Below are 22,071 nucleotides of genomic sequence, written 5' to 3'. Positions count from 1 at the left end.
GCGCCTCGCCGCCAGCGGTGTATCGGGTCCGAGCCGGCTCATCCGGCTCCGGTCTTCGCGGTGGTTCGCCTCCGGGGCAGCCCAATGCTGCCGGGACGCTCCCCCGCAAGGAGCGACAGCTCACCCGGGGTCTAGCACGCGGTCCGGAGGGGGATCAACCGGGGTTTTTCCCCGCCCGGCCTCAGCCCCCGCTGCCCGAGCCCTGGACCACCATCATGTGGTACTTGCCGAACTCGCTCTGCCCGAGCGTGAACAGGACCTCGATCAGCAGGCGGTAGGGCGTGGTCTTGTCGGCGACGATGATGGCTTCGGACGAGGCGGGGTCGAGGCCCTTCGCCTGGCGAATCAGCTTGTCGGTGCGCCGAGCGCTCTTGAGCGCCTCGCCGAGCGGCACGATGTACATGTCGTTCGGGCCGCTGCGCTTGTAGCGGGCGCCGACGCCGGTTTGGGCCATGCTCTCGCGGTTGGGCAGGGTGAGGACGCGGTTGTCGCCCACCATGATCTGCGTCTTGGAGACGGTGACCACCACGCCCTCCTCGGAGGGCTGGGTCTTGACGTTCGACACCGGCATCCGGAGGTCGTCGCTCTGGGGAATGCTCGCGCTCGACTCGCCCAGGCTCTTCAACAAGAACACCAGGATGATCGTCATGATGTCGAGCATCGCGGTGATGTTGAGGAAGTTGATCTCGGGCTCGGCGGCGTTCCGCCGGACCGCCTTGCGGAGCTCGGCCTTGTAGCGGACGACCGAGGCCTTGGCCTTGGGCGGCTGCGAGCGATACGGCTGGTTGGGCTGGCTCACCGCGGCACCTTGAAGTTGGCGTCCGTGAACAGGGACTCACCCTGCGGCGTCGCGCGGACCGCGTCGAGGACCTGGATGATGGTCTGGTAGTCGGTACCCGGGTTGGCCGTGATGAAGACCTGCGTCTCGTCGTCGAACTCCGGCGAGGCCTTCTTCAAGCGCGCGGCGCAGGTGTTCAACGACTCGAAGTCGTACTGGTTGCCCTTCTTCGGGATGGTGATGCCGGCCCCCGCGCCTTCGCAGCCCGGCGCGATGTTGCCGCCCGAGGCCTTGAGCGAGAAGCCTTCGTTCACGATGAAGATGGTCAGGTTGAGCGCCGTGCTCTCGACCGACTGGCGCACACCGCCCGACTGAGACGCGGGCGGGGTGGTGTCGATGGTGGCCGTGAACGTGACGGCGATCGTCGCGAGCACGAAGATCAGCACGTTCATGATGATGTCGAGGAACGGAACGATGTTGAGCTCGCCGCCCTCTTCGTCCGGCGACAGCTCTCGAGGCTGGCTCAGGCGACGGATCTTGCCGCGCTGAGATGCCGTGAGCGAAATGCTCTGTCCTTCCATCCGGCGACGCCCTCAGGCGCTCAGAACTGACCCGGTCGCTGCTGAATCGTCAGCAGGTTGAAGGTGCGCTCCATGGTCGCCTCGAGATCGTGCTGAATCGCCTTGGCGCGCGTGTGCAGGATGATGTGGGTGATCATGCAGAACACCGCGATGCCGAGGCCGAGCGCGGTGTTGTACATGGCTTCGGCGATGCCGTTGGACAGCATGCGCTGCTTGTCGGACTGCGACAGGCCGGGGGCCGCGATGGCGGCGAACGTCGCGATCAGGCCGCTCACCGTGCCGAGCAAGCCGATCAGGGTCGCGATGTTCGCGAGCGACCACAGCGCGCCGACTCGCTTCTCCGCCTGGGGCTTGAGCTCGGAGAGCTTCTCGCTGAGCGAGGCGTCGATCTCGTCCGGGCTCTTGTTGGCCATCGTGAGACCCGCCTTCACCAGCTGGAGAATCGGGAAGTCACTGGCCTCGCAGAGCTTGATCGCGCGGTCGATGTTGCCCGCGGTGACGAGCTTCTTCACCTGGGCGAAGAACTCCTTGGAGTTTACGCGGTAGCGCGTCATCTGGAAGGCGAACCTCTCGACCACGATCGTGAGGACGATCGCGGAACAGATGAGGTTGAGCACCATGAAGGTCGGGTTGTGCTTGAAAGCCTCGACCAACTGGCTCGAACCACCCGACTGCGCTGCAAGAACGAAGAGTTGCATTCCTGACCTCTTGAATCGACTTCACACGGACGCTCACTGCCCCGCCGAAGCGCAGGCGACTATAGCCGCCGCGTCAGAGCGAGCGCAAGCGCGCGAACGCTGCCGATACTGGCGGGTTTTTCTTGCCCTTCCGGCGACTTTCGCGGCTCCCGTTCGGGGGACCTCCCAAGCCGCCCCGAGCGGCGGGGTCAGACTCGGGGTCGCCGAGGGCGCCGCTTCGCTAACCGCTTACCGGTGTGAGCGCGCCCGGACGGGTCAATCTCAACGCAGCGCGGTAATTCGTGGGACCGTGCAACTTTCTACCGGTGCGCGAAACGTGCCAAATGACCCAAACTCTCTTGACTGTCTTGGGTCAGCTTCAGCAAGATGGCGTGGCCAAAATCGGGCCGGCACGCGGAGGACTCCCAAAGCCGTCGGTTTCGAGGCGCGCCTGCCCCGTCGTGAGCACGGAGCGGGCTAGGTCGACCAAGCAAAATCCCGAGAGCACAGGGGAAGGTAAAACCAGCAATGTCGAAAATGTGGCACCACTACCAGGCCGGCGGATGGGCGATGTGGATCATCCTCTTCTGGCTGATCTGCAGCATCACCGTCATCGCCGAGCGCGCCGTCTATCTCTACGGAGCCTCCATCAACAAGGAGGTGTTCCTCGCCACCATGCAGAAGTGCATCTTGGCCGGTGACGTCGCCAAGGCAGTGAAGATGGCGTCGGCTGCCAACGCGCCCCTGGCGCGCATCGTCCAGTCCGGGCTCGTGAAGGTGAACCGTCCCGACGAAGAAGTGCAGGCCGCCATGGATGAAGCGGCCCTGCGCGAAATGCCCAAGATCAATCGGCGTACCGGCTATCTCGCCCTGTTTGCCAACCTCGCGATGCTCTCGGGCCTCTTCGGCACGATCGTCGGCCTGATCAAGGCGTTCGGCGCGGTCGGTGGCGAGTCGGTCGATCCGAGCCAGAAGGCGCGCATCCTCGCGGAAGGTATCTCCGAAGCGATGAACTGCACGGCCTTCGGTCTGATCGCGGCCATCATCGCGCTCATGGGCTTCGCCTTCCTGAACGGCAAGACCCAGGCGCTCGAGGACGACATCAACGAGGCTTCGGTGCAGGTGCTCAACCTGGTCGTCGCGAACCGCCAGAAGGTCAGCCTGCAGGGTCTGGAGCAGGCGGCCTGATCCCCTGAGCGATTCGGGGGAAGGGCCCCTGCCTTCCCCCGAGCTCTCGAGCGCTCTCTCTCTTTCTAGGAACTAGGAGCATACATGGCTGGTATCGATGTGGGTGGTGGACACGGCAAGGGCCGCGCCACGAATCACGAGATCCCGCTGATCCCGTTCATCGACTTCCTCTTGTGCCTCGTGGCGTTCTTGCTGGTGACGGCCGTCTGGTCGCAGATGGCCCGCATCAACGCCGACGCCCGAGTGCCCGGCCCCCCCAAGCCGGACGAGGAAATCGAGAAGCAGCAGAAGGAAAAGCAGCTGCACGTGGAGATGCGCGGCGAGCGGAAGTTCCAGCTCGTCTGGAAAGAGGGCAGCACGGTCGTCAACACCATCGACGTCGAGCGCAAGCCGGTGAAGGTCGGTGAGGAGACCCAGTTCCCCGACCTCGCCAAGAAGATCACCGAAGAGTGGACCGCCAACGGCAGCCACCGCGCGCCCACGGACAACAAGCTCGATCAAGCGGTGCTGCACTGCGACAACTCCACGCAGTTCTCCGACGTGATCGCGGTGATCGACGCCATCTACTCACCCCAGCGGGAGTGGCAGGGCGGCGGCGCCGTCAAGAAGATCCCTGCCTTCAACGTCACCTTCGCGGTGAACTGAGCGAACGATGTCGGAAAAACCCCTTTCCCGATTCGAGCAGCCGATCAGCGTGCCGGGGCGCAGGCTCCTGCACCACATCCCGCTGCACTTCGTCACCAAGAAGGTGCTGGGCGGCGGGCAACGCGCTTCGAACCACGAGATCCCGCTGATCCCGTTCATCGACTTCTTGCTCTGCATCGTGCTCTTCCTGCTCGCGAGCTTCTCCGCCACAGGCGAGTTGCCCGTGGACAAGAACGTGCAGCTGCCGAAGGCCGAGAACGTGCTCGACATGACCGAGGCGCCCATGGTGGCCATCACCGGCACGCAGATCCTGGTCGACGGCGTGCCGGCCGGAAACACTCGCGCCATCGAGGAGGCGAACCGCCTCCAGCGCATCGACGAGCTGTTCAACATCCTGAAGAACAAGCGGGAGCTCTGGAAGCAGATCAACCCGGGCAAGGAGTTCCCGGGCGTCGCCATCCTGCAAGTGGACAAGAAGGTCCCTGCGCTGGTCGTCAAGAGCGTGTTCCAGACCGCTGCGTTCGCGGGTTACCCGAACATCAGCTTCATGGTGGGTCGTCTGGGTGGTCCGGGCGGCGAGGGCGGCGGGCACTGAGCCTCCGCCGGGCTGTGAGCTCGATCGGGCCTGCACCAGAGAGGAGCGCCGGGGTTTTGGCCCCGGCGCTCGTTTCGTTCCATGGCGGCGAAGAAGCGCGAGCTTGACCGCGTTCGCGGCCTGCCGTCGCTGACGGAGGCTCGGGCCGAGCGCCGGCGAGCGTTGGTCGGCGGCAAGGTCCGACTGCGCTCCTTGCCGCCCCAGTTCTGGCTCTGGGCCGGCGCCGTCGTCGCGGCCATCATCGTCATTTTCTTCAAGGTCGAACAGGGCAAGGTCGAGGGCAAGAAGGGCGCGGTGATGGCCAAGCAGCGCGCCGTCGCGCAGTCCTTGGGCACGAAGATCCTGCCATTCCGCGACAAGATCGAGGCCTGGGTCCAGGACCTCGGAAAGGGCGACGCGCCGGATCACGTGGCCGCACAGGTCTCGCTGCCGGCGCTGGAGAAGCAGCCCGGCGTGTATCTCCGGCTGCGCGTCGCCGATGCGAAGGACCCGAACACCATTCGGAAAGCCGCGCTCCGCTCGCTGCACGACGGCTTCACCTCTTGCTTCTACCGGCGCACGAACGTCCCGGACCCCAGCAAGGGGCCGCCGTGTCAGTCCCCCGCGGACTGCGCGCCGGGCCTGCTCTGCAACGAGTGGAACGTGTGCGCGCCGCCACCCGAGCCGTACAACATGCGCCTCGCGTACCGGACCTTGCGCATCCTGTCGAGCGCCTGGACCGACGAGCTCCACGAAGCCTCGAGCGAGCTCGCCATCGCGGCCTACGAGCGCGACCTCGAGCGGGTGACGAAGGAGGACGTGCCCATCGCGGCCGAGATCCTGACCCGAGCCCGCTTCTTCGTCGCGGTGGTCGACGAGGATCCGGCCGAGGGGCTACCGGCGAGCGACGGCGGGGAGTCCGAGGCGGAGCGAGTGCAGCGGCTGCCGCACTTCGCCCGCGTCGGGATCTGGGACCTTCAGAGCGGCGAGCTCCTCGCGCGGCTCCGCCGCCGGGTCGATGCTCGTTTCATCCCGGTTGGGCAGAACGTGGTCACCCGAGAGGAGACCGTGTTTGCGCAGCAGCGACAGGTGAACAGCTGCGAGCTCGCCAACGCCGCGCGCTCGGCGCTCGCTCCCAAGCCGGCCGAGGCGGCGGCACAGGAGGACGCCGGCGTTGCCGACGCGCAGACCGACGCCGCCGAGGTGGCTCCGTCCGACGGCGGCGGCGCAGCTCCCGCCGCGGCAGACGCCGGCGCGGACTGACTCAGATGTCCCGCCCCATGTCCGGCTCGTCGCGCCCGCGGCGGGAGGCCGGCGCCGGGCGGTCGTCGCTCTCTTCGCGCGCGATCTTCTCGATCTCGCTCTGCAGGGTGCGCTGCACTCGGGTGACGAGCAGGTTCACGTTCCGGTCGAGAGGGTCCCGCGGGCGCGGCAGGTCCTGTTCGACCTCCACCTCGAGCTTCACCGTCCCGGGGCGTGTGCCCATCACCACCACCGTCGTGGCAAGGCGCACGGCTTCACGGTTGTCGTGGGTCACGAACACGACTGTCGCCTTGGTGCGCTGCCAGACTCGTTCGAGCTCCTGCTGGAGCAGCTCGCGGGTCTGAGCGTCGAGCGCAGCGAACGGCTCGTCCATCAGCATCACCCGAGGTTCCATCACCAGAGCCCGGGCGATGGCGGCCCGGGCACGCATGCCGCCGGAAAGCTCGTGCGGCTGAGCGTGCCTGAACTTGTAGAGATGGACCACGCGCAGCGCTTCGTCCACGCGCTCGGCGCGCTCAGCCGCGCTGAGTTTCTGGCGTTGGAGCGGGAAGGCGACGTTCTCCGCCACGCTGAGCCAGGGGAAGAGCGCGGGATCCTGGAACATCACCACCCGGTCCGGACCGGGCCCCTCGACCCGCTTGCCGTCCACGCGGACCTCCCCGCTGTCCGGGGTCTCGAAGCCGGCGATCAGATTGAGCACCGTCGTCTTGCCGCAGCCGGAGGGGCCGAGCAGGCACACGAACGCGCCGCTCGGGATGCCGAGGCTCACGCCGGCCAGCGCGGTGTGCTTGCCATCTCGCCCCGTGAAGGACTTCTCCACCTTTTCGAGGGTGATGTCCATGCGGGTCGGGACATTACCACGGCGCTCACTTCGCGCCGTAACCGCCGCCGCCGGGCGTCTCGATGCGGAGCCGTGCCCCGGCGGCCACGCGTTGGCTGACGCGACCGCCGATGTCCCGGCCGTCGAGGCGGTTCACGCCTCGGGCCCCCGGCTCGCCGCCCCCGAGTCCGAAGGGTGGGAGTGTGCGCCGCTCCGAGACGATGGCGAGCTCGACGGGCGCGAGGAAAGTGAGCTCGCGCACCACGCCATCGCCCCCTCGGTGCGAGCCTCCGCCCCCCGAGCCCCGGCGCACGGCGAAGCGCTCCAGTCGCACCGGGAATCGGCTCTCCAGCACCTCGGCGTCGGTGATGCGCGTGTTGGTCATGTGCGTGTGCACCGCGGAGGCGCCGTCGAAGTCGGGGCCCGCGCCCGCGCCGCCGGCGATGGTCTCGTAGTAGGTGAAGCCGTCTCCGCCGAAGGTGAGGTTGTTCATGCTGCCTTGACTCGCGGCGAGTGCGCCGACTGCGCCGAACAGCACGTCCACCACACGCTGACTGGTCTCGACGTTGCCGCCGCACACGGCGCGCCCGGGGCTCGGGCAGAGCACGCTCCCTGGGGGGATCCTCAGCTCGACGGGGCGGAGACACCCGCCGTTCAGCGGGATCTTCGCACCGACCAGCGTGCGCAGAAAGTACAGCACCGCGGCCAGCGTCACCGCGCGCGGTGCGTTCAGGTTGCCGTCCACCTCCGCGCCGGTGCCGGTGAAGTCCACCTGCATGCGCCGCCCCTGGACCTTCAGGTTCACCACGATGGGTGTGCCGTCGTCGAGGGCGTCGGCGAAGCGGTGGTCGCCGTCACCGATGCGCTCGATCTGCCGCTCCACGCGCGCCTGAGCGTCGCCCTGCACGTGGCCCATGTAGGCGCGCACCAGCGGCAGCCCGTAGTGCAGGGTGAGCTCGGCGAGTAGCCGCGCGCCCGTGGCGTTGGCGGCGATCTGCGCCTCGAGGTCCCGCAGGTTGGCGTCTGGATCGCGGGCCGGGTAGGGCCCGCTCTTCAGGGCGCGGAGCACGGCGTCGCGCTCGAGCACGCCGCCCTTGACCAGCGGCAGCGCCGACAGCACGACGCCCTCCTCGGCGATGCTGCGAGAGAATGCCGGCATCGAGCCCGGCGTGATCCCACCCACGTCGGCGTGGTGGCCGCGGCAGGCGGTGTAGAACGCGAGCTCCCCGCCCGCGTCGTGTACCGGGCTCACCACCGTGATGTCCGGCAAGTGGGAGCCCCCGGCGAACGGATCGTTGGTCACGAACACGTCACCGGGATTCATGCGCGGATGCGCCTTTCGCACGGCCCGCACCGACTCGCTCATCGCGCCCAGGTGGACCGGGATGTGCGGCGCGTTGGCGACCAGGCCGCCTTCGGCGTCGAACACCGCGCAAGAGAAGTCGAGCCGCTCGCGGATGTTGGTGCTGAAGGCGGTGCGCCGCAGCGCTTCGCCCATCTGCTCGGCGATCGACATGTACAGGCTGCCCATGATCTCGAGCAACACGGGATCGACGACCGCGCCGCCCCGGGAGAGCTCCGGGCGCCTCGCCTCTTCTGCGGTGTCGCGAACGTCGAGCAGACCTTCCGCGAGCACTCGGAGCGTGAAGCCGGGCTCGAGGAAGATGGTTCCGGTCTGCTCGAGCACCAGCGCCGGCCCGTGGAGCGCCGCGCTCGGGCCGAGCGCTTCTCGCAGATGGCACGGCACGTCCTCGAGCCAGCGCCCGCCGTGGAAGAGGCGAGCGCGACGGAACGGCTCCTGGCGCACGCTCGTCGGCGACGGAGCCCGCGCGGCGAACCCGCCGGAGGGAGCTCGCAGCTCGACGCGCGCGCACGCGAGCTCGATGGGATGACCCGGGCGGGCGTATCCGAACGCCTGCCGGTGCGCGTCGTGGAAGGAGCTCTCGAGATCGGCGCGCTCCGCGACGTCGAGCGTGAGCCGAGCTTCGCTGCCAGCGTATCGGAGGTCGAGCCGTCGCGACACGCGGACGTCTCCGGGGACGTAGCCGCCACTCTCCAGCTCCGTGCGGGCGACGGCCTCGAGCTCGATGAAGGTGGGGGCCAGCGCGCCCAGGCTCTGCTGGTCGAGCAGGAGGCTCTGCGCGTCGCGCTCCGCGTGGCTCACGCGATCGGCGAGGCCGATGCCCACGGCGCTCAGGACGCCGGAGAGCGGGTGGAACAAGAGCCGGCGGATGCCCAGCCGGCGCGCCACGCCGCAGGCGTGCTGGCCGCCGGCTCCTCCGAAGACCACCAGCGCGTGGTCGCGTACGTCGTGCCCCCGCGCGATGGAGACACGCCGGATGGCCTCGGCCATGGCGCTGTCCGCCACTTGCACGAAGCCTTCGCCGAGCTCGAGCGGAGCGAGCAGCGTTCCCGCGGTGGTGAGCTGGGCCGCGAGCTCGCCGAGCTTCTGCTCCGCGCGCGCGCGCTCGAGCGGGAATGGGAAGCGGTCCGGCGGTAGCCGGCCGAGCAGCAGGTTGACGTCGGTGAGCGTCAGCTCGCGCGCCGCCGGATCGCCGTAGCAGAGCGGTCCGGGGTGCGCGCCGGCGCTCTCGGGGCCCACCGTCAGCCGTGCTCCTTCGACGCGGCACTCCGAGCCCCCGCCGGCCGCGATGGTGTGGACGCTCATCATCGGGGCGCGAACGCGCACGCCCGCGATCTCGGTCTCGTAGTCCAGCGGGAGCTCGCCCGCCCAGCGCGAGACGTCGGTCGAGGTGCCGCCCATGTCCAGCCCGACGGCTCGAGAGACGCCGGCGCGCCGCGCCGTGTCGCCCAACGCGACCAGGCCGCCGGCCGGGCCGGACAGGATCGCGTGCGGGCCGGTCAGACCCGCCGCGTCCACCAGACCGCCGCTCGACTGCATGCAGAGCAGCGTCGAGCCTCGCAGCGCAGCCGCCAGCTCGGAGAGATGGCTCCCGAGCAGCGGCGTGAGGTAGGCGTCGAGCAGCGTGGTGTCGGTGCGCGCGAGCAGGCCGCGCTCCGGCGAGACGCGATGGGACAGCGCGACGTGCTCGAAGCCGACCCGCGCCGCGACGGCGCCCACCTGGAGCTCGAGCTCCGGGTTCAGGTACGAATGGATGACGACGACCGCCAGGCTCTCGACGCCGGACGCGCGGAGCCGGCCGAGCTCGGACTCGAGCGCCGCTTCATCGGGTCGCGTGAGGACTCGGCCGTGCGCGTCGAGGCGTGCGTCGAGCTCCAGGACCGACTCCGGCAAGGGGGGGAGCTTGTCGATGCGGAGCGCGAACAGCTCCGGTCGAGCTTGGGTGCCGATCTCGAGCAGATCGCCGAACCCCCGCGTGATCGCCAGCGCCGTGCGCTTCCCGCGTCGCTCGAGCAGCGCGTTGGTCGCGAGCGTCGTCCCCAGGCGCACCTCGCAAGGCGGGATGGGCTCGCCCTCGCCGAGCCCCATCAACCTACGGATCCCCTCGAGCGGCGCGTGATCGCTCGAGAGCACCTTGACCACGCCGACCTCGCCGCTCGGGCTCACACCGACGCAGTCGGTGAAGGTGCCGCCGCGGTCGATCGCGATCTGCCAGCCGCCCGCCATCGCTCAGCGCCGGATCACTAGCAGGATCAGCACGATGGCCAGCGCGACGGCGAGGAACACGATGAGCCCCACCAGCGCCTTCAGCCCCTGATCTCCGCCGGTCTCCGGCGGATAGGGCTGAGGGGGCGGGTACTGGCCATGAGGAGGCGGCGGGCCGCTCTGCACGAAGGGCGCGGGCGGCGCCGAATATCCGTAGGCCTGCGCTGCCCCGGGTTGCTGCGGAGGGAACGCCGCGCCCGGTGGCGGTGGAAAGCTGCCGGCCTGGATGAAGGGCTGCGTCGGCGGCAAGACGTCGTGGCTCGGCCCGCTCGGCGGCGCCGGCGCTCCTGCGGCGGGGCGCGGCATCGGGACGTCCGCCCGCGTCGCCTGGAAATCGGGGATCTCCCGGGACGGCATGGGCAGCGTGGGCAAGACCCCTCCCCGGGTCGGGGCAGGCGGTTGGGGCGCGCCCGCGACGCGCGTCATGGTCTCGTCGTCGACGGGGAACTCGGCCGCTTCGCTCGGCGGTGCAGCGATGCGCGTCTCGGCGTCGTCGTCCACCTCGTCGTACGAGCGCTGGCCTGCGACCAAGGGGCGCGTGGACGGTGGCGGGGCAATCCCGCGGGAGCCCAGCGTGGGTGGCGCCGCCAGCCCGAGCCCGGACAGGGCAGCAGGCCGCGGCGGCGGCGGGCGGGCGGGTGGGTGGTCTGCGAACCAGGGGGAGTCGGTGACGTTGGTGGCGGCGTCGTCGAAGACGACCCCGGCGAACTCCGGGAACTCGCGGAGCAGCCGCCAGTCCTGGGTGCCCATTCGGCAGGCCATCGCGCTGGGCACCACGCGACCGGCCTGGAGCCCGCGCACCACCAGCTCGGTCGATACCGGACCGATGGGCTCGCTGCCAGGTTGGCGCACCAGCCAGTCGGCCATCGCGCTCTTATCGCACACCGCCGCGAGGGGGGCGAGCAGCAGGTTCAGCGCAGCGGGCGCCGGCGCACCAGCAGCCGGCGGGTGATCTCGACGACCTTCTCGGCCATCTTCCCGTCCGCCTTGTCCAGCTCCGGGACGAACAGCGCTCCGTCTGCATACAGCGCCTCCGGTGGCTGGTTCTTGGTGCCCACCACGCGGAGGGTCACTATACCGGCGTTCGGCCCGGCCTCCTCCTTCGCCTCCACGCGCGAAGCGGCGAACAACGTGTCGCCGGCCAGCGTGCCGTTCGGATGGGCGCCGGCGTCGAGGCCCAGATCCCAGACGGCGTTCCCGCTCATGTCGCGGCTGGAGAGCGACAGCACCCAGGACAAGACCAAGCCTCCGTACACGACCCGCGTCTTCGCGAAGGAGCTCTCCTTGCAGTAGATCTCGTCGAAGTGGATGGGGTGTGAGTTCCTGCACAGCTGCGTCACCTGCATGTGCTCGGAGTCGCCGACCGTCTTGCCCACGCTGTGGAAGTAGACGTCGCCGACGGCGTAGTCTTCGAAGAACCCGGCGAACCCGGCTTGGCGCCGGGCCGGCCCAACGCCTTCGCGGAGCGCCGCGGGGAGGTGCTGGTCGCCGGGCTCGCGCTGGCTCTGCTCGGGCCAGCCCGAAGCCGGACGCTCGCGCACGCTGCCGGCCCGGATCAGCGCGCGTCGGTCGAAGCGGCACACCACCTCGCCGCGCTGGTTCTCGAGCAAGGTGCGGACCTCGACCACGCCCCGATCGCCCTTCGCGCTGGGCTTCTTGCCGAGTACCTTACTGGAGGCGGTCAGCGTGTCGCCGGGGTAGCAGGCCTCCGGAAAGCGCACGTCGATGTACGCGAGGTGCGCGATGGCCTGCTCGCTCACGTCGTGCACGCTGAACGAGAGCCCCAGGTTCAAGAGCAACAGCGGGTGCACCGGCCGCGCCGAAAAGCCCAGCGCCTCGGCGTAGGTCCGGCTGGCGTAGGTCGGCGTCGCGTCCTGAAACGACGCGGCGAACAGCGCGATCATGCCGTCGTCGACCGTCACGTCCCAAGGGTGGGCGTAGACCTCGCCGACGGCGAAATCGTCCAGCCGCCGGCCGTATTCGGGCTCGTGAATCCTGGCCATGCTCACACCTCCAAAAGCCGGCGCGCGATCACGTGCGCCTGGATCTCGTTCGCGCCCTCGAAGATGCTGAGCACCCTCGCGTCCACCAGCAGGCGCGAAGCCACGTACTCTTCCGCGTAGCCGTTGCCGCCGTGGATCTGCACGCAGGCATCAGCTGCCTCCCAGGCCGCCCGGGTGGCGAGCAGCTTTGCCATGCCCGCCTCCAGGTCGCAGCGCTTGCCGCTGTCCTTGGCGCGCGCCGCGAAGAAGGTCAGCTGGCGCGTCGCCATGATGCGGGCGATCATGCGACCGAGCTTGCGTTGCACGCGGGGGAAGCTGAAGATCGGCACGCCGAACTGCACGCGTTCGTGGGCGTAGCGCATCGCCTCGTCGAGCGCGGCCTGAGCGACCCCGACGCCGCGCGCCGCGGTCTGGATGCGGGCGCTCTCGAACGTCACCATCAGCTGCTTGAAGCCTTGCCCCTCGACTTCGCCGAGCAGGCACCCCGGCGGGATGACGAAGCCGTCGAAGCCGATCTCGAACTCCTTCATGCCGCGGTAGCCGAGCACCCGGATCTCCGTGCCGGTGATGCCCGGGTCGGGGAATCCGCCGGCCTCGATGTCCGTCTCGCTGCCGCGGGTCTTGGGCGCCAGGAACATGCTGAGGCCGCCGTAACCGCCGTCCTCCGGGTTGGTGCGTACCAGGAGCGTCATCAGGTCGGCGCGGGTCGCGTGGGTGATCCAGGTCTTCTGGCCGAAGACCTGGTAGCTGCCGTCCGGCTGCTTCTCGGCCCGAGCCTTGATGTGCGCCAGATCGGAGCCGAAATTGGGCTCGGTGAACACCGCCGTGCTGAGCACCTCGCCCGCCGCCAGGCGCGGCAGCCAGTCGCGCTTCTGCTCGTCCGTGCCGCCGCCGAGGATGAGCTCCGCGGCGATCTCCGAGCGCGTACCGAGGGAGCCGACCCCGATGTAGCCGCGGCTGAGCTCCTCGGTGACCAGACACATCGCCACCTTGCCCAGGCCCTGGCCACCGTACTCCTCCGGGATGGTCAGCCCGAACACGCCGAGCTCGGCCATCTTGGCGATCAGGTCCATGGGGATGAGCACGTCCCTTCGATGCACGTCCTGGGCGATGGGCAGCACCTCGCGCTCGACGAAGCGGCGAAACTCGCTCTGGATGGCGGAGAGGGTCTCGTCGTCGAGCCCGAAGCTGCCGAAGCTGTTGTGCTCGTGAGCCAGGCGCGCCAGCTCGCACACCGCGTCACCGGAGCCGTAGCGCTCCGCCAGCGCCTGCACGCTCGGACTGCCGAGCGTCTCGCGCACGTCGTCGTGCTCGAGCCAGAGCTGCCCGAGCGAGATGGACTCGCACGCTCCCAAGTCGATGCCGCCCACGAGCTGCCGACACAGCTCGCCGACGTAGGTGCCGGCGATGCGTCGCTCCAGATCGCCGCCCACCCGATCCGACCAGGCTACGAGCTGTCGGGCTGCCTCGACCTCGGTGGCCAGGTAGGCGAGGGCGTGCGCGGCCAGCTGATGTCGATCGAGCAGCCGGGACGAGATGCGTCCGGCCTCCGTCACGTGGCCGAGCACGCGCTCCTTGGCACGGGCGTAGAGCACGCCGAGGGCGGCGATGGCGGGTTCGAGATCGTCGCCGCGGAGGGTGTGCGGCGCGACGGACTTCTCGGCGGGCTCCTCGGTCATGGCCCCCCCTTCATGCATCGCGTCAAGGGAGGCAGCAAGTCCCGAAAATACTGCGCATTCCCGCGAGATACCTGGCTGCTTAGCGCGGCGTGTCATAGGATCCGCCTGCGCCATGGCCAAGCAGATCTACGAGCTCAGCGAGGTCCCGGATCTCGGCGTCGTCCCGGAGCGAATGCACGCGCAGGTCATCCGTGCCGAGCGCTTCGGCGAGCCGAAGGACGCGTTCCAGGTCGAAGCCGTCCCGGTACCGGAGCTCGGTCCGCGCGACGTGCTCGTCTACGTGATGGCCGCGGGGGTCAACTACAACAACGTCTGGGCCGCGCTCGGCGTGCCCATCGACGTGATCAAGACGCGGCAGAAGGCCGGCGCGAAGGAGGCTTTCCACATCGGCGGCTCCGACGCGAGCGGCGTGGTGTGGAAGGTCGGGGCACAGGTCCGGAACGTGAAGGTCGGCGACGAGGTCGTCGTCCACTGCGGCCACTGGGAGCCGGACGATCCGCACGTGGCGGCGGGCAAGGATCCGATGCTGGCGCCTTCGCAGAAGATCTGGGGCTACGAGACCAACTGGGGCAGCTTCGCTCAGTTCACCAAGGTCCAAGACCACCAGTGCTTGCCCAAGCCCCCGCACCTGTCTTGGGAAGGGGCTGCGGCCTACATGCTGGTCGGCGCTACGGCGTACCGCATGCTGTTCGGCTGGGCGCCGCACGTCGTTCACGAGGGCGATCCGGTGCTGATCTGGGGCGGTGCCGGCGGCCTCGGCTCCATGGCCATCCAGTTGGTGAAGGCCGTAGGGGGCAGGCCCGTGGCGGTGGTGAACAGCGAGGACAAGTTCGACTACTGCAAGGCGCTTGGGGCCGTGGGCGTGATCAACCGCAAGAGCTTTCACCACTGGGGTATGTTGCCGCACTGGACCGACGACGCCGGCTACGCCGAGTGGCTGGGGCAGGCGCGGGCGTTCGGGCGCGCGTTCTGGGACGCGCTCGGTGACAAGGTGAACCCGAGCCTCGTGTTCGAGCACCCCGGTGAGGCGACCATTCCGACGAGCGTGTTCGTGTGCGACACCGGAGGGATGGTCGTCATCTGCGCCGGGACCAGCGGCTACAACGCCACGCTCGACCTGCGCTACCACTGGATGCGGCAGAAGCGCTTCCAAGGCTCGCACTTCGCCAACGACGAGCAGGCCAAGGGAGTCAACGACCTGGTCCTGGCGGAGAAGGTCGATCCATGCCTGTCTCGCACGTTCGACTTCGCCGGCACCGGCGACTGTCACCAGCTGATGCGGGAGAATCGCCACCCGAACGGCAACATGGCGATCCTGGTCAACGCGAAGCGCCCTGGTCTGAAGACGCTGGCCGAGTCGCGCTGACGAGGGTCGAGATCGGGTGGGCGCTCCGCCCACATCAGCCCACGCACTTGGCGCGACGCTAACGCCCGGGCGTCACTGCGTTGACGTCGCCGCCGCCGGCGGGGACCCGGCGATGGCCCCGGCTCCGTAGGTGATTCCGAGCATCAGAACCAGGCCGATGCCGAAACCGATCAGGGCGTCGCGGAGGATCTTCTTGGGCTGAACCGGCAACATGCCCCCCGGTTAGCAAGCCCCATGCCGGCCTGCGCTCCCCGGGAACACGCGAAAGCGCCGGGTTTGTGCCAGTCGGACCGGGTGGCACAGGCAACAGTGTCGCACGGAGTTGACGGCTGACCGTCAACCGTTGGCTAGGAGTCCAGCCTTCGCGGCGTGCACTCGAAGCGGATCTTTCCAGCCTGATAGTCGACGACGACATGCCCGCCGGACTCGAGCTGCCCGAACAGGAGCTCGTCGCCGAGCGGACGCTTCACCTCGTCCTGGATCAGCCGCCCGAGCGGGCGCGCTCCCATGTCCTTGTCGTAGCCCTTCTCCGCCAGGTACTCGCGGGCGGCGTCGGTCAGCTCGAGGGTGACGTTGCGCTCCGCGAGCTGTGCGCCGAGCTCGCTCATGAACTTCTCGACCACCTTCACCATCACCTCGGGTGAGAGCGGGTCGAACGCGATGCGCGCATCCAGCCGGTTGCGGAACTCGGGGCTGAAGGTGTTCTTGAACGCGACGTCGTCTTGGCCCGCGCTCGAGCGCTCGCCGAAGCCCACGCGCCGGCGGGCGAGGTCCGACGCGCCGACGTTGCTGGTCATGATCAGCACGACGTGGCGGAAGTCGGTCTTCTTTCCGTTGTTGTCGGTGAGCGTGCCGTGGTCCATGACCTGGAGCAGCACGTTGAACACGTCGGGGTGCGCCTTCTCGACCTCGTCCAAGAGCAGCACGGCGTGGGGCGTCTTGGCGATGGCCTCGGTCAAGAGACCGCCGCGATCGAAGCCGACGTAGCCCGGGGGCGCGCCAATCAGGCGGGAGACCGTGTGGCGCTCTTGGTACTCGCTCATGTCGAAACGCAAGAGCTCGATTCCCATGGTCTTGGCCAGCTGCTTGGCCGCCTCGGTCTTGCCGACGCCGGTGGGCCCGGTGAACAAGTAGCAGCCGATGGGCTTCTCGGCGGGGCGCAGCCCCGCGCGCGAGAGCTTGATGGCGGTGCTGAGCTCGGTGAGCGCGCGGTCCTGTCCGAACACGGCGCGTCGGAGGTCGGCCTCCAGGTTCTTGAGCGCGGTCTTGTCGCTGCTCGACACCTGGCGCGGAGGGATCTGGGCCATGCGCGCCACCACTGCCTCGATGCGCTCGACGCCGACCTTGGCGCCCTCGCCGTCTTCGAGCTTCGCGTCGGCGCCGGACTCGTCGAGAAGATCGATGGCCTTGTCGGGCAGCTTGCGGTCGTGCAGGTAGCGCTGAGCCAGCTTCACCGCGGCCTCCAGCGCCTCGTCGCCGTAGCTCACGTGGTGGAACTCCTCGTAGCGCGGGCGCAGGCCCTTCAAGATGAGCAGCGTCTCCTCCAGGCTGGGCTCGAGCACCTCGATCTTCTGGAAGCGGCGGGCCAGCGCCCGATCCCGCTCCATGTGGCTGCGGTACTCCTCGAAGGTGGTCGCGCCGATGCAGCGCAGCTTGCCGCTCGACAGCGCGGGCTTGAGCAGGTTGGCGGCGTCCAGCGTGCCGCCGCTGGCCGCGCCGGCGCCGATCACGGTGTGGATCTCGTCCACGAACAAGATCGCGCCGGTCTTCTGCTCCAGCTGCTTGAGCACCGCCTTGACGCGGTTCTCGAAGTCGCCGCGGAACTTGGTGCCCGCGACCAGCGCGCCCATGTCGAGCGCGAAGAGCTCGGCGTCCTCGAGCGGTTTCGGCACTTCCTTCGCCACGACCTTCGCGGCCAGCCCCTCGACGATGGCGGTCTTGCCGACGCCGGCGTCTCCGACGAACAGCGGGTTGTTCTTCTTGCGGCGCGCCAGCACCTGAATCGCCCGCCGGAGCTCGCGCTCGCGCCCCACCAAGGGCTCGATGTCCCCGGCCTTCGCGCGCTCGTTCAGGTTGATGGCGAACTTCTCCAGGGCGCTCGGGCCCTGTGCCTCACCCTCTTCGTCGGGATCGGCGCCGGGCTCGGGATTGTGGGTCACGAGGCCCGTGTCGTCCTCCTCGCCCTTGCCGATTCCGTGCGAGATGTAGCTCACCACGTCGTAACGCGTGACGCCGTTCTCGGTCAGCACCTGCACCGCCGGCGAGTCCACTTCGGCGAAGATGGCGACCAGGAGGTTCTGCCCCTTCAGCTCCTCCTTGCCGCTGGACTCGACGTGGATGGCCGCCCGCTGCAGCACGCGCTGGAAACCGCGGGAGGGGGTGGGCGTGAGCGCGGCATCTTCCGGCAGCTTGGGGATGTCCTCGTCGAGGATGCGCTCGAGCGCCTTCTTCAAGCTGGCGACGTTGCCCCCGGACTTCTTCAGCACCTTCGCAGTGCCCTCGTCGAAGAGCAGCGCGTAGAGCAGATGCTCGACAGTCATCAGCTCGTGGTTGCGCCGTGCCGCTTCTCGCAGGGCCAGGGTGCACGCGATCTCGACCTCGGGGCTGACCTTCACGACTCGTCCTCCGGGTCTTCCGCCGGCTCGGCGGTGACCCTGAGCGGGTGTCCGTGCTTCTTCGCGTACTCGCTGACCTGTTCGGCCTTGGTCTCGGCTATGTCGCGGGTGAAGACTCCGACGACCCCGTAGCCTCGGTGGTGGACTTCCAGCATGATCTGCGTCGCCTCGGTCTCGGCCTTGTGGAAGAACTGCATCAGGACGTGGATCACGAACTCCATCGTCGTGTAGTCGTCATTGTGAAAGACCACGTTGTAGGGGCGCGCGCGGCGAGTGGTCTGCTTTTCCTGGACCGCGAGATCGCCGTCCCGGTCGGGATTGTCGTTCGGGCCCTTGGTGCTCATGCGGAAGACCCCGAGATCTTGGACATGGCGGCGCGCCGTGTCGAGCCCCGAAAAATACTCGCAGCCCGCGCGGGTGGTGGCACGCTAGCCTGGGGCTCGGCGTGAACCAGCTGCCGCACCTGCCAGAGCTCGCCCCGCAGCCCGCGAGCGTCTCAGTCACCGAGCCAGTGTCGCGGGCGATCGAGCACACCCGCCGGGTGCTCTTCCCCTTCAATGCCGGCAAGTGGCTCACGTTGGGGTTCGTGGCGTGGCTGGCGCACCTGGGGGAGGGCGGCGGCTCCTCGTTCAATCTGCCCGACACCAGCGGTCGCGGGAGCGGTGGCAGCGGCCCCGGGCTCGGGCCCGCGCTGGACTGGCTGCGCGACAACTTGTCGATGGTCGTGACCGTGGGCCTGGTCGTGCTGGTGCTCGGCATCGCGCTCGGCGTCGCGATGACCTGGGTCTCGAGCCGCGCCAAGCTGATGTTCGTCCACTCCGTCGCGCGGGACGAGGCGAAGGTCGAAGAGCCTTGGCGCCGCTTCGCGGAGCGAGGGCGCGATCTGTTCTGGGTGCGGCTCTGGATCGGGCTGCTCGGTCTCGGGCTCCTGCTCGTGGCGCTGGCCATCGCCGGCGTCCTGGCCTGGCCGGACCTCTCGAGGGGCGTGTTCGAGTCGGGCGCGCTGCTCGGCCTGCTCCTCGGGGGAGCCGTCCTGGTCCTGGGAGGGCTGCCGCTCACGGTCGCTGCGATGCTGATCGACGACTTCGTCGTGCCTGCCATGTACCTGAATGACGAGCCCGTTGGCCCGGCTTGGCGGCGCGTGAAGAGCGAGGTCATCTCGGGTCGTGTCTGGACCGTCGTGCTCTTCTATTTGATGAAGTTCCTCCTCGGCTTGGTGACCGGGCTGATCGCGCTGGTGGCGACCTGCATCACCTGCTGCATCGTCGCCTTGCCTTACATCGGCACCGTGTTCCTGTTGCCGCTCTTCGTCTTCAACCAGGCCTACGTCCTGTACTTCCTCGAGCAGCTCGGCTCGGGCTGGCAGAGCATCTCGCGGCCGGAGGCCGTCGAGCCGGGCTCGCGGTTCAGCGGTCCTTGAGCAGATCCGACAGGTAACCGGCCAACGACACCGCCGCGTCGCCGAACTCCAGGTTGCGGCGCATGCGCTCGAAGGGGCTCGAGTTGCCGGCGACGGTGAGGCCCTCGAGCGAGGCCTCCACCCGGCGCAGGCGCTCGCGCTTCGCGTCCTGACGCCCCTCGTCGAGCTCGCGCCGCCGCATCAGCTCGAGGCCTCCGGCCTCGACGAACTCCAGCACTCTGGGCAGCTCGCCGCGATCGAACCAGATCCCGTGCTTGCTGCACACGTCCACGATCACCCCGCTCGAGCGGCCGAAGTTCCTGCGCAGCATGATCTCCGCGCAGAGCGGGCAGGGGACGTAGCGGAGCGGCGTCGCGAGGGGGTTGTGGCGAGGCGGAGGCCGCGGCGCCACGCGCCCGTAGACCTCGCGTTGCTCGAGCAAGTCATGGAGCAGGGCGTGCTCGACGAACTGACCGCCGCAGCGGGCGCAGTCGTGGAGCGTGCCGGGGCCGCCGCGAAACTGCTGGAACGGCAGCTTGCAGTCCGGGCACGCGTGCACGTCCGGCTCGCCGATGGGCTCGAGCCCGAGCTCGCGTCCGCAGCCGCTGCACAGCGCGTTGTCAGGGGGGTTCATCTGGAAGCAGGTGCCGCAGCGCACCGTGGCGATGGGCGTGCCGCAGCTCGCGCACGCCCGCACGGAGTCTTCCATCCGCGCCGAGCAGCCCGGACACTCGAACGAGCCCCCGGTGGGGCGGGACTCGGGACCCGGTCTCCCGCTGCGGTACGGTCCGTGGCTCAAGCTCGGCCCGGAGCGTAGCACCGCCGGAAGGCTCTGCGCGGGCTCCGCTTGCCGCGGCGCCCGGCGCGCGGCAAGGATGCATCGACATGGCCGAAAAGGACGCCCCCTGGATCATGCGGACGTACTCCGGGCACTCGACGCCCAAGGCGTCGAACGCGCTCTACCGCGAGAACCTGGCGCGTGGGCAGACCGGCCTCAGCGTCGCCTTCGATCTGCCGACCCAGACGGGATACGACGCAGACCACCCGCTGGCGCGGGGCGAGGTCGGGCGCACGGGTGTGCCCATCGGCAACGTCGGCGATCTGGCCGAGCTCTTCGAGGGCATCGATCTCGGCTGCATGAACACCTCGATGACCATCAACGCGACCGCGGCCTGGCTGCTCGCCCTGTACGTCGCCGTCGCCGAGCAGCAGGGCGCCGACCCCCGGGGTCTGCGCGGCACCACGCAGAACGACATCGTCAAGGAGTACCTCTCGCGCGGCACCTACGTGTTTCCGCCGGGGCCGAGCCTGCGCCTCAGCGTCGATACCATCCTCTACACCGTCGAGCACGTGCCGGAGTGGAACCCGATCAACATCTCGAGCTACCACCTGCAGGAGGCGGGCGCGACGCCGGAGCAGGAGATCGCCTACGCGCTCTCTACCGCCATCGCCGTGCTGGACGAGGTGCGCGCCCGCGGCGTCGATGGTGCGCGCTTCGCGCAGGTGTTCGGCCGGCTGTCGTTCTTCGTGAACGCAGGCATCCGCTTCGTCGAGGAGGTGTGCAAGCTCCGGGCGTTCGGCGCCTTGTGGGAGCGCATCGGCAGCGAGCGCTACGCCGTGACCGACCCCAAGCTCCGGCGCTTTCGCTACGGTGTGCAGGTCAACTCGCTCGGGCTCACGGAGGCGCAGCCGGAGAACAACCTGGTGCGCATCGCGCTCGAAATGTTGGGCGTCACGCTGAGCAAGAACGCCCGGGCACGGGCCGTCCAGCTGCCGGCGTGGAACGAGGCGCTGGGGCTGCCCCGCCCCTGGGACCAGCAGCTCTCGCTGCGCACGCAGCAGATCCTCGCCTACGAGACCGACCTGCTCGAATACGGCGACCTGTTCGACGGCTCGCCGGTCATCGCGGGCAAGACGCGGAACATCGCCGAGGCGGCGTGGGCAGAGGTGCAGAGCGTGCTCGACCGCGGCGGCGTGATCCCGGCCGTCGAGAGCGGCTACGTCAAGGAGCGTCTGGTCGCCTCCAACGCGGCGCGGCTCGCGGCCATCGAGAGTGGCGCGCAGGTCGTGGTGGGAGTGAACCGCTTCACGGAGAGCGCGCCGAGCGCGCTCACGGAAGGCGGCGGCGCCGAGGCGATCTTGCGGGTCGATCCCGAGGCGGAGCGGCAACAAGTCGAGCGGCTCCTCGCCTGGCGGAAGGGTCGCGACGGCGATCAGGTGGACCGAAGCCTGGACGCGCTCCGGGCTGCGGCCCGCGGCAGCGAGAACCTGGTGCCGGTCTCGATCGCCGCGGCGCGCGCCAAGCTGACCACCGGCGAGTGGGCGGGTGCGCTGCGCGAGGTGTTCGGCGAGTACCGCGCTCCAACCGGCGTCGGGGGCGCCCGGGTGCCGGAGCTCGGCGGAGCCTACCAGGACCTCCGGCAGCGGGTCGCGGAGCTCGGGAAGAAGATCGGCCGGCGTCCGAAGCTCCTGGTCGGCAAGCCCGGCCTCGACGGGCACTCCAACGGCGCCGAGCAGATCGCGCTGCGTGCGCGCGACGCCGGCTTCGAGGTCGTGTACGAGGGCATCCGGGTCGCGCCCAAGGAGCTCGCCCGCACCGCCGCGGACGAAGGCGTGCACGTGGTCGGCTTGAGCATCCTGTCGGGGGCGCACCTCGAGCTCGCGCGGGAGGTGCTGACCGAGCTTCGTGGCCGTGGCGTCTCGGTCCCCGTGGTCGTCGGTGGCATCATCCCCGCCGAGGATCGCCCGTTGCTCCTCGCCGCCGGAGTGGCCGCCGTCTACACGCCAAAGGACTTCGAGATCGCGAGGGTGCTCGGCGATCTCCTCGACATCGTGGAGCGAGCGCAGGCGTGACT

19 protein-coding genes are annotated in these 22,071 nt (G+C 69.1%); 7 read left to right on the top strand and 12 right to left on the bottom strand.

The annotated features are described in order from the left end of the window. Positions 1 to 181: 181 nt before the first annotated feature. Genes HS104_14995 through HS104_14985 form a run of 3 tightly spaced genes read right to left on the bottom strand, consistent with a single transcriptional unit; the run spans position 182 to position 2,012 of the window. Positions 182 to 799: a biopolymer transporter ExbD gene (locus tag HS104_14995; GenBank protein ID MBE7481273.1), complete on the bottom strand. Its 618-nt coding sequence runs from the start codon at positions 797 to 799 to the stop codon at positions 182 to 184. Next, the gene (locus HS104_14990; protein MBE7481272.1) at positions 796 to 1,359 is read right to left on the bottom strand and encodes a biopolymer transporter ExbD; all 564 of its coding nucleotides are present in this window, start codon (positions 1,357 to 1,359) and stop codon (positions 796 to 798) included. The genes HS104_14995 and HS104_14990 overlap by 4 nt, the downstream gene beginning before the upstream one ends. 20 nt (positions 1,360 to 1,379) lie before the next feature. Beyond that, positions 1,380 to 2,012: a MotA/TolQ/ExbB proton channel family protein gene (locus HS104_14985; GenBank protein ID MBE7481271.1), complete on the bottom strand. Its 633-nt coding sequence runs from the start codon at positions 2,010 to 2,012 to the stop codon at positions 1,380 to 1,382. A 552-nt stretch (positions 2,013 to 2,564) separates the two neighbouring features. On the opposite strand from HS104_14985, the gene HS104_14980 reads away from it, so the two are divergent. From HS104_14980 to HS104_14965, 4 genes are all read left to right on the top strand, one after another. Further along, on the top strand, positions 2,565 to 3,224 hold the full coding sequence (locus HS104_14980) for a MotA/TolQ/ExbB proton channel family protein (GenBank protein ID MBE7481270.1): 660 nt from the start codon (positions 2,565 to 2,567) through the stop codon (positions 3,222 to 3,224). Between the two features lie 84 nt (positions 3,225 to 3,308). Then, positions 3,309 to 3,869, top strand: a complete 561-nt coding sequence (locus HS104_14975; protein ID MBE7481269.1) for a biopolymer transporter ExbD — start codon at positions 3,309 to 3,311, stop codon at positions 3,867 to 3,869. Positions 3,870 to 3,876: 7 nt separating this feature from the next. Beyond that, positions 3,877 to 4,464, top strand: coding sequence for a biopolymer transporter ExbD (locus tag HS104_14970; protein ID MBE7481268.1), 588 nt, complete (start codon positions 3,877 to 3,879; stop codon positions 4,462 to 4,464). Between the two features lie 81 nt (positions 4,465 to 4,545). After that, complete coding sequence (locus tag HS104_14965; GenBank protein ID MBE7481267.1) at positions 4,546 to 5,706, top strand: hypothetical protein; 1,161 nt, start codon at positions 4,546 to 4,548, stop codon at positions 5,704 to 5,706. A gap of 1 nt (position 5,707) precedes the next feature. Here HS104_14965 and HS104_14960 read toward each other — a convergent pair whose 3' ends face one another. From HS104_14960 to HS104_14940, 5 genes are read right to left on the bottom strand one after another with little or no spacing between them, the layout of a single operon-like run. Continuing rightward, positions 5,708 to 6,547 (bottom strand): ABC transporter ATP-binding protein, encoded by an 840-nt coding sequence (locus HS104_14960; protein ID MBE7481266.1) that lies wholly within the window; start codon positions 6,545 to 6,547, stop codon positions 5,708 to 5,710. A gap of 25 nt (positions 6,548 to 6,572) precedes the next feature. Then, the gene (locus HS104_14955) at positions 6,573 to 10,115 is read right to left on the bottom strand and encodes a hydantoinase B/oxoprolinase family protein (protein MBE7481265.1); all 3,543 of its coding nucleotides are present in this window, start codon (positions 10,113 to 10,115) and stop codon (positions 6,573 to 6,575) included. 3 nt (positions 10,116 to 10,118) lie between these two features. Then, positions 10,119 to 11,021: a hypothetical protein gene (locus tag HS104_14950; GenBank protein MBE7481264.1), complete on the bottom strand. Its 903-nt coding sequence runs from the start codon at positions 11,019 to 11,021 to the stop codon at positions 10,119 to 10,121. Between the two features lie 44 nt (positions 11,022 to 11,065). Then, positions 11,066 to 12,157: a MaoC family dehydratase gene (locus HS104_14945; protein MBE7481263.1), complete on the bottom strand. Its 1,092-nt coding sequence runs from the start codon at positions 12,155 to 12,157 to the stop codon at positions 11,066 to 11,068. Positions 12,158 to 12,159: 2 nt separating this feature from the next. Then, positions 12,160 to 13,836 (bottom strand): acyl-CoA/acyl-ACP dehydrogenase, encoded by a 1,677-nt coding sequence (locus tag HS104_14940; protein ID MBE7481262.1) that lies wholly within the window; start codon positions 13,834 to 13,836, stop codon positions 12,160 to 12,162. 112 nt (positions 13,837 to 13,948) lie between these two features. Between HS104_14940 and ccrA the strand changes: the two genes are divergently transcribed. Then, the gene (gene ccrA / locus HS104_14935; protein ID MBE7481261.1) at positions 13,949 to 15,202 is read left to right on the top strand and encodes a crotonyl-CoA carboxylase/reductase; all 1,254 of its coding nucleotides are present in this window, start codon (positions 13,949 to 13,951) and stop codon (positions 15,200 to 15,202) included. Between the two features lie 72 nt (positions 15,203 to 15,274). Here the strand turns inward: ccrA and HS104_14930 are convergent, their stop codons facing one another. The 3 genes from HS104_14930 to clpS all read right to left on the bottom strand — a co-directional run bounded on the left by HS104_14930 (position 15,275) and on the right by clpS (position 18,161). Then, the gene (locus HS104_14930) at positions 15,275 to 15,415 is read right to left on the bottom strand and encodes a hypothetical protein (GenBank protein ID MBE7481260.1); all 141 of its coding nucleotides are present in this window, start codon (positions 15,413 to 15,415) and stop codon (positions 15,275 to 15,277) included. 134 nt (positions 15,416 to 15,549) lie between these two features. After that, entirely contained in the window at positions 15,550 to 17,817 is a 2,268-nt protein-coding gene (clpA, locus tag HS104_14925; protein ID MBE7481259.1) for an ATP-dependent Clp protease ATP-binding subunit ClpA, read from the bottom strand. Beyond that, entirely contained in the window at positions 17,814 to 18,161 is a 348-nt protein-coding gene (gene clpS / locus HS104_14920) for an ATP-dependent Clp protease adapter ClpS (protein MBE7481258.1), read from the bottom strand. The genes clpA and clpS overlap by 4 nt, the downstream gene beginning before the upstream one ends. A 101-nt stretch (positions 18,162 to 18,262) precedes the next feature. On the opposite strand from clpS, the gene HS104_14915 reads away from it, so the two are divergent. Continuing rightward, positions 18,263 to 19,237: a hypothetical protein gene (locus HS104_14915; protein MBE7481257.1), complete on the top strand. Its 975-nt coding sequence runs from the start codon at positions 18,263 to 18,265 to the stop codon at positions 19,235 to 19,237. Here the strand turns inward: HS104_14915 and HS104_14910 are convergent. Further along, positions 19,224 to 20,015, bottom strand: coding sequence for a zf-TFIIB domain-containing protein (locus HS104_14910; protein MBE7481256.1), 792 nt, complete (start codon positions 20,013 to 20,015; stop codon positions 19,224 to 19,226). The two genes, HS104_14915 and HS104_14910, sit on opposite strands and share 14 nt — an antisense overlap. An 86-nt stretch (positions 20,016 to 20,101) precedes the next feature. On the opposite strand from HS104_14910, the gene HS104_14905 reads away from it, so the two are divergent. Beyond that, a complete protein-coding gene (locus HS104_14905) occupies positions 20,102 to 22,069 on the top strand; it encodes a cobalamin B12-binding domain-containing protein (GenBank protein MBE7481255.1) in 1,968 nt (655 codons plus the stop codon). The last annotated feature ends 2 nt before the right edge of the window (positions 22,070 to 22,071 follow it).

The sequence above is a fragment of the Polyangiaceae bacterium genome (assembly GCA_015075635.1).
In the GTDB taxonomy this organism is placed as follows: Bacteria; Myxococcota_A; Polyangia; order Polyangiales; family Polyangiaceae; genus JADJKB01.
Note: the sequence above shows the minus strand (reverse complement) of the source record. Positions and strands in the feature narration are given on the sequence as shown.